8 protein-coding genes and 1 pseudogene are annotated in these 12,444 nt (G+C 66.3%); 3 read left to right on the top strand and 6 right to left on the bottom strand.

Annotated features, from left to right (window positions below; translation table 11 throughout):
• Positions 1-4: 4 nt before the first annotated feature.
• From IGS58_RS03945 to IGS58_RS03935, 3 genes are all read left to right on the top strand, one after another.
• The gene (locus IGS58_RS03945; protein ID WP_070257984.1) at positions 5-547 is read left to right on the top strand and encodes a sigma-70 family RNA polymerase sigma factor; all 543 of its coding nucleotides are present in this window, start codon (positions 5-7) and stop codon (positions 545-547) included.
• Positions 544-1,497 (top strand): FecR domain-containing protein, encoded by a 954-nt coding sequence (locus tag IGS58_RS03940; protein WP_230520710.1) that lies wholly within the window; start codon positions 544-546, stop codon positions 1,495-1,497. The genes IGS58_RS03945 and IGS58_RS03940 overlap by 4 nt, the downstream gene beginning before the upstream one ends.
• Before the next feature lie 78 nt (positions 1,498-1,575).
• Positions 1,576-4,023 (top strand): TonB-dependent siderophore receptor, encoded by a 2,448-nt coding sequence (locus tag IGS58_RS03935; protein ID WP_230520709.1) that lies wholly within the window; start codon positions 1,576-1,578, stop codon positions 4,021-4,023.
• Here IGS58_RS03935 and IGS58_RS03930 read toward each other — a convergent pair.
• From IGS58_RS03930 to IGS58_RS03905, 6 genes and pseudogenes are all read right to left on the bottom strand, one after another.
• Positions 4,014-5,828, bottom strand: a complete 1,815-nt coding sequence (locus tag IGS58_RS03930; protein WP_230520708.1) for a putative bifunctional diguanylate cyclase/phosphodiesterase — start codon at positions 5,826-5,828, stop codon at positions 4,014-4,016. The genes IGS58_RS03935 and IGS58_RS03930 overlap by 10 nt on opposite strands.
• A 168-nt stretch (positions 5,829-5,996) precedes the next feature.
• Positions 5,997-7,625, bottom strand: coding sequence for a methyl-accepting chemotaxis protein (locus IGS58_RS03925; protein WP_230520707.1), 1,629 nt, complete (start codon positions 7,623-7,625; stop codon positions 5,997-5,999).
• Positions 7,626-7,851: 226 nt separating this feature from the next.
• Entirely contained in the window at positions 7,852-9,327 is a 1,476-nt protein-coding gene (xylB, locus tag IGS58_RS03920) for a xylulokinase (protein WP_230520706.1), read from the bottom strand.
• A gap of 17 nt (positions 9,328-9,344) precedes the next feature.
• On the bottom strand, positions 9,345-10,235 hold the full coding sequence (locus IGS58_RS03915; protein ID WP_230520705.1) for an AraC family transcriptional regulator: 891 nt from the start codon (positions 10,233-10,235) through the stop codon (positions 9,345-9,347).
• A gap of 69 nt (positions 10,236-10,304) precedes the next feature.
• A pseudogene (locus IGS58_RS03910) lies at positions 10,305-11,393 on the bottom strand (ABC transporter ATP-binding protein); the annotation flags it as partial.
• Between the two features lie 2 nt (positions 11,394-11,395).
• Positions 11,396-12,436: an NAD(P)-dependent alcohol dehydrogenase gene (locus IGS58_RS03905; RefSeq protein WP_230520703.1), complete on the bottom strand. Its 1,041-nt coding sequence runs from the start codon at positions 12,434-12,436 to the stop codon at positions 11,396-11,398.
• Between the last annotated feature and the right edge of the window lie 8 nt (positions 12,437-12,444).

Here is a 12,444-nt window from a genome sequence, read left to right as displayed (position 1 = left end):
GGCCATGCCAGGCAGTCCGTTCGCGCCCTCTCCCCTGCTGGCCACGCAGCTGGAAAGCCATTACCGCGCACACCACGGCTGGCTGGCGCACTGGCTGCAACGGCGCCTGGGTAACGCTGCCGAGGCCGCCGACCTGATGCAGGATACTTTCGCGCGCCTGCTGGCCGGCGCGCCAATGCAGCCGCAAACGCCGGCCCTGCGCGCCCCCAAGGCTTACCTGGCGACCGTCGCCAAACATCTGCTGATCAACCATTTGCGCCGCCAGTCGCTGGAACGGGCGTGGCTGGCAACGCTCGCCGCCCTGCCCGAACAGCATCTGCCATCGACCGAGCAGCGCGTGGAAATCCTGCAGGCGCTGCAAGCGGTCGATGCCATGCTCGACGGCCTGAAACCGAAGGTGCGCGCCGTCTTCATCATGGCGCAGATCGAAGGCCATGCCTACGCGGATATCGCCGCGCTGCTGGGCATCGGCGAGCGCTCCGTGAAACGCTACATGGCCGAGGCGCTGACGGAATGCGTGCTGCTGGCGCCGGATTTTCCCGCATGAGCGCCGCTGCTTCGCCATATCCTCCGCTGTCGCGCAAGGTGGCGCGCCAGGCCGTCGAATGGTATTTATTGGAGCAGTCGGGCCAGGCCACGCCGGACGACCTGGCCGCCAGCGCCGAATGGCGCGCACGCGACCCGGAACATGCGCGCGCCTGGAACAGGGTGCAGCAGGTGAGCCAGACGGCTGGCCTGCTGCCGCCGGATCTGGCCGTGCCTGTGCTGCGCCGGCCGCAGCGCCGCGTGGCCGTGCAGGTATTGCTGGCGCTGATGGCGGCGCCCGCCGCGTGGCTGCTGGTGCGCCACGAAATGCTGGCCGATTACCGCAGCGGCGTTGGAGAACGGCGTGTAGTGTCCCTGCCCGATGGTGGCACCCTGGTGCTCAACACGGACAGCGCAGTCGACGTGGCGTATGGCGCCGGCGAACGCCTGCTGACCCTGCGCCGCGGTGAAGTGCTGGTGCAGACGCGTCCCGATCATGCGGGCAGCCGCCCTTTCATCGTCGCCACCTGCCATGGCCGCATCCGCGCGCTGGGCACGCGCTTCACCGTGCGCGTCGACGACGACAGCAGCCGCGTGACGGTGCTGGTGCACGCGGTGGAAATCACGCCGCGCGCGCCCTCGGCCACCGTCCGCACGCTCATGGCGGGACAGCAAAGCCGCTTCGACGCCAGCCACGCCGGCCTGCCCACGCCGGCCCCGCCGCAAGCCGATGCGTGGGCGCGCGGCATGCTGGCGGCGCAGGACATGCGCCTCGATGCCTTCGCCTTGGAGCTGTCACGCTACCGCCCCGGCCTGCTGCGCGTGGAGCCGCAAGTGGCGGGCCTGCGCCTGTCGGGCGCCTTCCAGCTCGACGACACGGACGCCGTGCTGGAAAGCCTGGCGCGCATGCTGCCCGTCGACGTGCTGTACCGCACCCCGTACTGGGTCACCATCGCGGCCCGCAAAAAATAGTTGACAAGAATTGGCCCCTTTTTTCGGCATGGCCTGTCCTGTGAGTATTACAACGACACTCACAGGAAAGGCAAGACCATGCACCCACCCCGTTTGACTCCCCTCGCGCGCGCCATAGGCAGCGCCGTGTTCCTGCTGTCGCTGGCGCAGGCGCCGGCCATGGCAGCCGATGCCGCCACGCCAGCCGCCGCGCAAACGGTTTTCCACGTGCCGGCCGGCGAACTATCCACCGCCATCGCCAGCTTTGCCATCGAGGCGAAGGTGAGCGTGGGCGCGGCGGCCGAACTGCTGCAAGGCGTGCGCACGCAGGGCCTGAGCGGCAGCTACACGGTGCCGCAGGCACTGGCCCGCCTGCTGGCTGGCACGGGCCTCGATGCGCTGCCCAGCGGGGAACGCAGCTACGTGCTGCGCAAGGCAGGCACGGTATCGCCCGCCGCGCCGATTGCCGCGACCCTGGGCGAAGTAGCCGTCAGCTCCAGCGCCCTGCGCGACGGCACCACGGAAGGCAAGCGCGGCTACGCGGGCCTGACCAGCGCCACGCGCCTGAACCTGTCGCTGCGCGAAACGCCGCAAGCCGTCAGCGTCATCACGCGCCAGCAGATCGAGGACCAGGGCTTGCGCACCTTGCAGGACGTGCTGCTGCAGGCGCCCGGCATCACGGTCGACCATTCGTCGAGCACGCGCGAATACGACCAGGTATTTTCACGCGGCTTCGAAGTGACGTCGTACATGTTCGACGGCATCCCGACCAGCAAGAACCTGGAAGCGCGCACCTACGACATGGCCATCTACGACCGCGTCGAAATCATCCGCGGCGCCACGGGGCTGATCAGCGGCACGGGCAGCCCGTCGGCCGCCATCAACCTCGTGCGCAAGCGCCCGGGCCGCGCGTTTGCCGCCGCGGCCGGCGCGCAGCTGGGCTCTTGGGACCGCTACCGCATCGAAGGCGATGTCTCGACGCCCTTGACGGCGGACGGCAAGGTGCGCGGGCGCATCGTCGCCGCGCATGAAGACCAGCGCTCGTTCATCGACCGCTACCAGCAGAAAAAGGACGTGCTGTACGCCATCGTCGAAGCGGACCTGACGCCGTCGACGGTGCTCAGCGCCGGCATCAACTACCAGCAGGAAAAGCTCAAGGGCGCGGGGCGCGAATTCCCCATGTTCTATGCCGACGGCTCGCAGACCCGCTTCCCCCGCTCGATGAACGGCACGGCCGCGTGGAGCACGTATGACCGCGAACAGAGCATGCTGTTCGCCACGCTCGATCATTATTTCGACAATGACTGGATCGCCAAGGTGGCCGTCAGCCGTAGCAGCAACCAGTACGATGCCTTGCAGGGTTTTTCCGGCAACGGCTACCCGGACCGCGTGACGGGCGGCGGCATGAAGCTGTGGCTGGCCAACTGGCACAGCAAGCCGCAACAGACCTCGCTCGACGCCTACGTCAGCGGCCCGTTCCAGGCCTTCGGCCGCAAGCATGAACTGGTGCTGGGCATGAGCGCCTCGGAACTCAAGACGAATAGCCCCATCTATCCGGGCTGGCGCCTGACTGGCTACGACTACACGGTGCCGGATATCCACGCCTGGAATGGCGCCATGCCGGTGCCCGACTACAGCGGCACGCGCCTGGGCAGCTCGTACGACAAGGAGCGCGAAAGCGGCCTGTATTCAACCCTGCGCCTGCGCCCGACGGATGCGCTGTCGGTGATTTTGGGTGCGCGCCTGTCGTACTGGAAGCGCGACATCCGCAGCGATTACGATGCCGACACGGACTTGTACGACGCGATGCGCGAAAACGGCAAGATCACGCCGTATGCGGGCCTCGTCTACGACCTGGGCCGGCACTGGTCGGCCTATGCCAGCTACACCAGCATCTTCACGCCGCAAAGCCAGCGCGACGTCAACAGCCGCTTCCTGGCGCCGCTGGAAGGCAAGAACTACGAAGTGGGCGCCAAGGGCGAATTCTTCGACGGTAAGCTCACCACCAGCGCCGCCCTCTTCCAGCTGAAGCAGGAAAACCTGGCCGAAGCCGATCCGGGCAATGTCTGGATCATCGGCACAGGCGGCGGTTCTTACGCCTACCACACGGTCAAGGGCGCCACCACGCGCGGCTTCGAGGCGGAAGTCTCTGGCCAGCTGCGTCCCGACTGGCAACTGACGGCCAGCTATGCGTATAGCCGCATCCGCAATGCCGCCGGCGCACGCATCCAGACCAACCAACCGCAGAACATGGCCAAGCTGTGGACCACCTGGCGCCTGGCGCAAGGCGTGCCTGGCCTGGTGCTGGGCGGCGGTGTGAACTGGCAAAGCGATATCTACATGGATGACCGCGGGCCGAACGGCGAACGCTTCACGCAGAAGGCCTATGCGGTGGCGGGACTGATGGCGCAGTACCAGTTCAGCAAGCAACTGGTGGCGACCCTGAACGTCAACAATGTCTTCGACAAGCGCTACTACTCGACGGGCATGGGTGGCTATTACGGCGATCCGCGCAACGCCATGCTGTCGCTGCGCTATCAGTTCTGAATGGCTTCGCCACTTTTGAGCAGCGCCTCGATACCCTCGGGCGCCATGGCGCGGCCCAGGTAGTAGCCAAACGCCTCGTCGCAGCCCATCTCGGCCAGCAGTTCCAGCTGCTCGCCGCTTTCCACCCCGCCGGCGATGGTGCGCAGTCCGAGCGTGCGTGCCATCGCCACGATGGCGCGCACCATGGCGCCGTCGCCGCCCGGCTTTCCCACGTCGTCGACAAAACACTTTTCGATCTTCACGGCATCCGTGGGAAAGCGTTTCAGGTAGTTCAGCGAAGCGTCGCCCGTGCCAAAATCGCTGATGGCAATCGCCATGCCCAGCTGGCGGAACTGGCGCAGTATCAGTTCGCAGTTCTGGTTGCGGGCGATCAGAATGCCGGCGGCGATTTCCAGTTCGATGCAATGCCCCGGCACGCCGGCCGCCTCCAGCGCAGCGGCGAAATTGCGTGCGATATCGCGCTGGTAGAACTGGCGCGCCGACAGGCTGACGGACACCGTCAGCATCTGCCCTTGCGCGATCCAGCTGCGCGCCTGCTCCACCGCCGTGGCCATCACCCACGCTCCCACAGGCAGGATCAGGGCGCTTTCCTCCAGTACCGGTAAAAAGTCGAGCGGCATCATCAGGCCCAGTTCCGGGTGCTTCCAGCGCAGCAGCGCCTTCACGCCCGTGATCCTGCGCATCTTCAAGTCCATGCGCGGCTGGTAGTACAGCGCGAATTCATCGCGTTCGAGCGCGTGGCGCAGGGCCGTCTCGAGGATGGTGCGCGAATACGACTGCGTCTGCATGCGCGGCGCGTAGCGCAGGCAGGTACCGGGCGCATGGCGCTTGGCCGCATACATGGCCAGGTCGGCCTTTTCGATCAGCGCATTGACGTCGTCGTCGTCGTCCGGGTACAGGGCCACGCCCACGCTGGCCGCCACCGACAGGCTGTATTCGCCGATGACGAAGGGGGCGGCGATGGCGCCGACGATTTTTTCGGCCACCCGCTCGGCATCGTGCGCCGTGCGCAATTCCGTCAGCAGGATGATGAATTCGTCGCCGCCCTGGCGCGCCACCGTGTCGACCTTGCGCACGCACTGCTGCACCCGGCGCGCGAACTCCGTCAGCACCTGGTCGCCCACGTCGTGCCCCAGGCTGTCGTTGATGGATTTGAAGCGGTCGATGTCGACGAACAGCACGGCCAGCAACGCCTGGTGGCGGCGCGCGTAGGCGATGCCGTGCTCGAAGCGGATCTGGAAATGCAGCCGGTTCGGCAGCCCCGTCAAGCCGTCGTGGTGGGCGATGAATTCCAGCTGCTGCTCGGCGCGCCGGCGCGCCGACACATCGTGCAGCAGCATTACGGCGCCACCCTGCGCCAGCGGCGCGCAGCTGTACTGCACGTCGATGCGCTTGCCGTCGAGATGGCGCAGCAGCACGGCGCCGCGCGCCACTTCCAGCACTTCCTGCTGCGCCACGCAGTCGCGCACCTGGCGCGCCGCATCGATGGGCGTGCCGTCATGGAACAGGGGCAGCAACTGTGTCACGGGCTGGCCCAGGCCACCGTCGCCCAGCAGTCCGCCCATGGCGCTGGCGCGGGGATTCAGGTACTGCACCACGCCATCGTGGTCGGTGCCGATGACGGCCGCCGGCAGCGCCTGCAACAGGGCCAGCGCATCGGCCATGCGCTGGCCCTGCGCCGCCTGCAGCACCACGCCCGTCGCATGGCGCAGGCGCCACGTGCGCGCCGCTTGCCACTGGCAGGCCAGCAGCATGCTCAGCACCACGGCCAGGACCAGGCACAGCGCCAGCAGCAGCGCCGTCATGCGTCACCCGGCAGGCAAGATTTGGAAGACATGCTTTTCCTTTGCAACGCGCGCCATGCAGCCGGGCGCAGAACCATGCGGAAAGGAAATAGTATAAGAATTTGGGCGCGATATTTGCCTGATCGGGGGCCGCTTGACTGGCATCAAGCGGAACGGGGCAGGTCTTCGTCAGGCCAGCGACAGCCTCCGGGCCAGCGTGGCACCGGCCGGTGCGGCCGCGCCGGGCGCCGCATGCAGCTTGAAGATACTGACGGCGTCGGCCAGGCTGGCCGCCTGCTGCTGCAGCGCGTCCGCAGCGGCGGCGGCCTGCTCCACCAGGGCCGCATTCTGCTGCGTCACGCCATCCATCTGGCTGATGGCGATGCTGATCTGCTCGATGCCGTCGCGCTGCTCCACGCTGGCCACGGCGATCTCGCCAATGATGGCGTTGACGCGCTGCACGCTGCTCACCACGTCATCCATCGTGCGCCCCGCCTGGCCGGCCAGCACGCTGCCCTCTTCCGCCGTGCGCACGGATTCGCCGATCAGCTGCTTGATTTCCATGGCCGCCGCTGCCGAACGTTGCGCCAGGTTGCGCACCTCGGTGGCAACGACGGCAAAGCCGCGTCCCTGCTCGCCGGCCCGCGCCGCTTCCACGGCCGCATTCAGGGCCAGGATATTCGTCTGGAAAGCAATGCCGTCGATGACGGCGATGATATCGACGATACGCTTCGACGAAGCATTGATATGGCTCATGGTCTGCACCACCTGCGCCACGGCCTCGCCGCCGCGCTGCGCCACGTCGGAGGCGCCGCCGGCCAGCTGGCGCGCCTGGTCCGCGTTGTCGTTATTCTGCCGCACGGTGGACGTCAGCTCGATCATCGAGGCAGCCGTTTCTTCCAGCGAACTGGCCTGTTCTTCCGTCCGCGACGACAGGTCCATATTGCCGCTGGCGATTTCGCCGGACGCCGTGGCGATGGCGTCCGTGCCGGCGCGCACCCGTCCCACGATGGCGGCCAGGTTACCGCTCATGGCTTTCAAGGCGCGCAGCAGGTCGCCGATTTCATCGCGGCTGCCGTCGGCCACCACGGCGCGCAGGTCGCCCGCCGCCACCTGCTGGGCGATGCCGACGGCCGCACCGAGCGGCACGGTGATGCTGCGGATCAGCCACCACACGGTCACGCTGCCGACGACCAGGGTCACCAGCACGGTGGCCAGCATCGCGATGCTGGCGCTGCGGTGCGCGGCCGCATCCTGCTCCTTCATCTGCGCCATCAGGGTGTGCGACTGCTTGCCGATGGTCGCGACGATGGCATCGATCTGGCGCGTCGGTTCGCGGTCCATGCCTTTCACCAGCGCATCGACGGTCTGGGCGCTGTCGGCGCGCGCGCCATCATACTTTTGCAGCGCCGCCAGGTAGCTGACGCCCAGCGCGTCGTGCGCCTGCAGCGCGTGCTCCACGGGCGCCGTGTCGAGCTTCAGCGCCCCCATCATCGCTTGCAGGCTTTTCAATTCCTTGCGCGTCTGCGCGCCGCTGGCGACGAAGGCTTCGCGGTAGCGCTGGAAGGCGGCAGCATCGCCGCCGCGCAGCAGGATGTTTTTCCATTCCTGCACCTGGATCTTGAATTCCACCTGCGCGCTGCGCGCCGCGTCGACCGCTTCCGTCAAGGCGACGGAACGCTGCATGGCGTCCGCGCTGCGCGCACTGGCCGCGTCGAGAGCGCTCCAGCCACGCGCGCCAACGAACACCAGCGCAAGAAAAAAGAAGGCGCCCAACAGACCCAGGCGGACGGAGATTTTCAGATTCGCGAGTTGCATGTGTTTCTCCCGGCTGCAAGAACAGGATGGCAACAAAGGCGCCGCCAAAACTAACCAATTCTCACCAAATGAAGAAATCATGCGGCGCGCCCCGTGAAAAACCAAGCAGCGCTTTCGTTAGAGAAACACTTTCAACATAGAAACAACAAATTACATGGAAAAGTTGACTGCCTGGCCATATTGGCGCGCCCACAGCATGGTCAGGCCGGCAATCTTGTTGGCAGCGTCAGCGCGCCACCACAGCGGCTCCCGCGAACTCTTCGCGCAGCAGCGGATACAGCCGCCGGTAGCGCGCCAGGCGGTCGTCCAGCACGGCGGACACCTGCGGTGCGATGGTTTCCTGCACGGGCGGGCGCGTGCACACCTGCGCGGGCGGCAAGCCCGTCACCGCCATCTGCGCCAGGCGCGCCGCGCCCATGGTGCCGCCGGCCACGCCGTGGTCGTGGCGCAGCACGTGCAAGCCCGAGGCATTCGCGCACAGCTGCGCCCAGAAGCGGCTGCGCGAGCCGCCGCCGACGAACGACGCTTCTTCCAGATGCGTGCCGGCGCTGCGCAAGGCCGCATTGCCGTCGGCCATGGCAAAGGCCACGCCTTCCATCACGCTGTAGGCCAGTTCGGCGCGCCCGTGTTCCGTCGACAAGCCGAAAAATACGCCGCGCGCGGAGGCATCGTTATGCGGCGTGCGTTCGCCGCTCAGGTAGGGCAGGAAGACCGGCGCCGTGCGCGCCTCGACATTTTCCGCCAGGCTGACCAGTTCGCCGATATCGCTCGACTGCGTCAGCCGCGCCACCCAGCTGAGGCTGGACGCGGCACTGAGGATCACGCTCATCTGGTGCCAACGCTCGGGCAGGCAATGGCAGAACGCATGCACGCCCTGGCCCGGATTCGGCGCAAAACCATCGCTGCCCGCGAACAGCACGCCCGAGGTACCCAGCGACAGCAGGCCGGCGCCCGGCTCCACCACGCCCAGGCCCACGGCGGCGGCCGCGTTGTCGCCCGCGCCGCCGGCCAGCAGCACCGGATGCGCGATGCCCCACTCCTGGCACAGGGACGGGCGCACCTGCGCCGCAGCGTCGCTGCCTTCGACCAGGCGCGGCATATGCTCGCGCGTCAAGCCAGTAGCGGCCAGCATGCGCTCGGACCAGTCGCGCCTGGCCACGTCCAGCCACAGGGTGCCGGAAGCGTCGGACATGTCGGACACATACTCGCCCGTCAGGCGCAGCGCCACGTAATCCTTCGGCAGCAAGACCTTGGCCGTGGCGCGGAACAGCGAGGGTTCGTACTTTTGCAGCCACAGCAGCTTGGGCGCCGTGAAGCCAGGCATCGCCTGGTTGCCCGTGATGGCGCGCGACTCGGGCACCAGCGCCTCGAGCTCCACGCATTCGGCAAACGCCCGCGTGTCATTCCACAGGATGGCCGCGCGCAGCACGTGCTGCTGCTTGTCGAGCAGGGTCGCGCCATGCATCTGGCCCGACAGGGCAATGCCGCGCAGGCCGGAAAACGCCACCGGCTGCGCGGCGCGGATGGCCGCGATGACGTCCAGGGTGGCGTGCCACCAGTCCTCGGGATTCTGTTCCGACCAGCCGGGATGGGGGCTGGAGACGCGCAGGGTCACGCCGGCGCTGGCAAGGATGGCCTGGGCATCATCGGTGAGGATGGCCTTGACTTCGGAAGTGCCGATATCGATACCGAGATAAGTCATTTGATTCCAAAAGAAAGTTAAGAATGGCCGTCGCCTGACGGCTCGGGCATGTTCATCAGCAGGCAGGAGCGGAATTTCGACGGCGACATCTGCTTGTGTGCCAAAAACTGGCGGTTGAAATTGGAAAGGTTGTTGAAGCCCGTGCGATAGCAGATATCGGTGACCTTCATGTCCGTGTTCATCAGCAGTTCGCAGGCCAGCGCGATGCGCTCCTGGTTGACGTATTGAATGAACGAGGTACCCGTATGCTTGCGGAAGAAACGCGTGAATTTGAGCGTATTCATCTCCGCCACGTCGGCCACGTCCTGCTCGCAAAAATCGAGCGTGATGTTCTGCTTGATATAGGCCAGCACCAGGTTGATGGTCGACGACATGTAGCGGCCCGCCTGCGCCAGGTAGGTGACGCTGGCCAGCGGGCGCCGCTCACGGCAGTCGCACAGCTCGCCGAACAGGCGCGTAAACAGTTCGACCCGGCGCAAGCCCTGCGCCGTCGTCAATTCCTTCATCAGCGGCACCAGGCGCAGGCCCAGCGCATCGGGAAATTGCAAGCCCCTGCCCGCCTCGGCCAGCAGAGCTTTCAAGGGCGCCATCTCCGGGAACAGCAGCGCGCAACGTTCGATGAAGTCGCTGGAAAACTGCAGCACCAGGTCGCGCTCGGGCAGGACCACGCCTTCCGGCAGTTCGCTGACCCAGTTATGCGGCAGGTTCGGCCCTGTCAGGATCAGATTGCCTGCCCCGTAACTGCCGATATGGTCGCCGATAAAAAATTTGCCATTCGATGTGATGATGAAGTGCAGCTCGTACTCGGGATGAAAATGCCATTTCGCCACGCTGTGCGGAAAACCGTGCGCCCACGCGCGAAACGATTCGTGGATCGGTTTATGGATCAGTTCCAGGTCAGGCGTCACGGCAGTTCCCTTGCACGGTCTTGGTCACCCTATTCTAACCACTTACTGACCACCGGGCGCCACGGCCAGCCCGCTGTCGGCGTCGAACAGATGCATGTGCTCTTCGTCGAAGGCCAGCGCCAGGGTCTGCCCTACCTGCGCCGCGCTGTTGGCCGCATTCGCCGGCAGCAGGGCCGACAAGGTCAAGGTGCCGCACTGAAAGCTGATCAGCGCTTCGGCGCCCAGCAGCTCGACCAGGTCGATGGCGCACGCCAGGCCATGGCTGCCGGCATGTTCCTGCGGCAGCGCCGCGCGCAAGTGGTTCGGCCGCAGGCCGAAGACCACGCGCGCGCCGGCCGGCAGCGCCGCGAAGCGGGGCGAGACCAGCGGCCAGCGGTAGCCGGCGCATACGAGCACCGTTTGCCCGTTTTCTTTTTCGATGACGCCGTCGATGAAATTCATGGCTGGCGTGCCGATGAACCCTGCCGCGAACAGGGTGCGCGGGTGGTTGTACAGCTCCGCCGGCGTGCCGATCTGCTCGATATGCCCGCCCTTCATCAGCACCACCCTGTCGGCCAGGGTCATCGCTTCGAGCTGGTCGTGCGTGACGTACAGGGTGGTGGTGCGCAAACGGCGGTGCAAGCGCTTGATGTCGGCGCGCAGCTGCGCGCGCAGCTTGGCGTCCAGGTTCGACAGCGGCTCATCGAACAGGAACACTTGCGGCGTCTTGATCATGGCGCGCGCAATCGCCGTGCGCTGCTGCTGGCCGCCCGACATGGCGCGCGGCTTGCGCTCGAGCAGGCTGTCCAGGCTGAGGATGGCCGCCACCTCGCGCACGCGGCGCTCGATCTCGTCATTCGGCACCTTCAGGCGGCGCAGGCCGAAGGCGATATTGTCGTACACCGTCATGTGCGGATACAGCGCGTAATTCTGGAACACCATCGCCACGTTGCGCGCGCGGGGCGGCAAGTCGTTGACGACGGCGCCGCCGATCAGCAGCTCGCCGCCGCTGATGTCTTCCAGGCCCGCGATCATGCGCAGCAAGGTCGACTTGCCGCAGCCCGATGGCCCCAGCAGGACGATGAATTCGCCGTCATCGATTTCCAGGTCGAACGGCTGCAGCACGGCCGTCTTCTCGTCATACGTCTTGTGCAGCTGCCTGCAGGCGATATTTGCCATGGTTAGTCTCCTGCCAGTTCAATCTGGATCTTGACGTCGCACGGATGGCCCTTGGCCGCTTCCTCGAACGCCTGCACGCCGTCGGCAAAGCCGAAGGTACGCGAAATGAAGGGCTTCACGTCGATCTTGCCGGAGGCCAGCAAGGCGATGGCGCGCGGGAAGATGTTCGCGTAGCGGAACACCGACTCGATGCGCACTTCCTTGGCCTGGATGGCGACGATATCCAAAGGTACCTTATCCGGCGGCATGCCGACCAGCACCAGGCAGCCGTTCGGGCAGAGCAGATCGATGATATTGTCGTAGGCGCGCATGCTGCCGCTGGCCTCGAAGACGATGTCGGCGCCCCATCCATCGGTAGCCTCGCGCACCGTGTCGGCCAGGCTGGCCTGGCGCACGTCGACCGTGGTCACGGCGGGATTGCCGGCGAACAGGGCCAGTTTTTCCGGCACCAGGTCGGCCAGGATCACGCGCGAGCAGCCGCCCGCCAGCGCGGCCAGGGTGTTCATGGCGCCAATGGTGCCGGCGCCGATCACCACGGCCACGTCGCCCGGCTTGATGGCCGCCTTCTTGGCCGCCTGCAGGCCGATGGCCAGCGGTTCGACGATGGCGCCTTCGCCGAAGCTGACGTTGTCGGGCAGCTTGAAGGTGAACGAGGCCGGATGCACGACATATGGCGTGAGACAGCCGTGGATGGGCGGCGTGGCCCAAAAGCGCACGGCGGGATCGAGGTTGTACAGGCCGCGCATGGTGGCCGGCGAATCGAACTGCGGCACGCCCGGCTCCATGCAGACCCGGTCCCCTACCTTCAGGTGCGTGACTTCCGCGCCCACTGCGGCCACCACGCCGGATGCCTCGTGGCCAAGCACCATCGGCGCTTCGACGGCGAAGGGGCCGATCTTGCCGTGCTTGAAGTAATGCACGTCGCTGCCGCAGATGCCCACGGTATGAATCTTGATTTTCACGTCGCGCGGGCCGACGGCGAGCGGCACGTCGATATCGCGCAGGGTGATGGAATGCGCCTGTTCCAGTACGAGTGCTTGCATGATAGCCT

The sequence above is a fragment of the Janthinobacterium sp. EB271-G4-7A genome (assembly GCF_020858075.1).
GTDB classification, from domain to species: domain Bacteria; phylum Pseudomonadota; class Gammaproteobacteria; order Burkholderiales; family Burkholderiaceae_D; genus Janthinobacterium; species Janthinobacterium lividum.
The sequence above is the reverse complement of the archived record's forward strand: the minus strand, read 5'-3'. Positions and strand labels throughout refer to the sequence as shown.

What these genes read in the sequence shown, in the direction of transcription:
- IGS58_RS03945 (WP_070257984.1), top strand. Translation starts at nt 5, where the DNA reads ATGCCAGGCAGTCCGTTCGCGCCCTCTCCCCTGCTGGCCACGCAGCTG.
- IGS58_RS03940 (WP_230520710.1), top strand. Translation starts at nt 544, where the DNA reads ATGAGCGCCGCTGCTTCGCCATATCCTCCGCTGTCGCGCAAGGTGGCG.
- IGS58_RS03935 (WP_230520709.1), top strand. Translation starts at nt 1,576, where the DNA reads ATGCACCCACCCCGTTTGACTCCCCTCGCGCGCGCCATAGGCAGCGCC.
- IGS58_RS03930 (WP_230520708.1), bottom strand. Translation starts at nt 5,828, where the DNA reads ATGACGGCGCTGCTGCTGGCGCTGTGCCTGGTCCTGGCCGTGGTGCTG.
- IGS58_RS03925 (WP_230520707.1), bottom strand. Translation starts at nt 7,625, where the DNA reads ATGCAACTCGCGAATCTGAAAATCTCCGTCCGCCTGGGTCTGTTGGGC.
- xylB (WP_230520706.1), bottom strand. Translation starts at nt 9,327, where the DNA reads ATGACTTATCTCGGTATCGATATCGGCACTTCCGAAGTCAAGGCCATC.
- IGS58_RS03905 (WP_230520703.1), bottom strand. Translation starts at nt 12,436, where the DNA reads ATGCAAGCACTCGTACTGGAACAGGCGCATTCCATCACCCTGCGCGAT.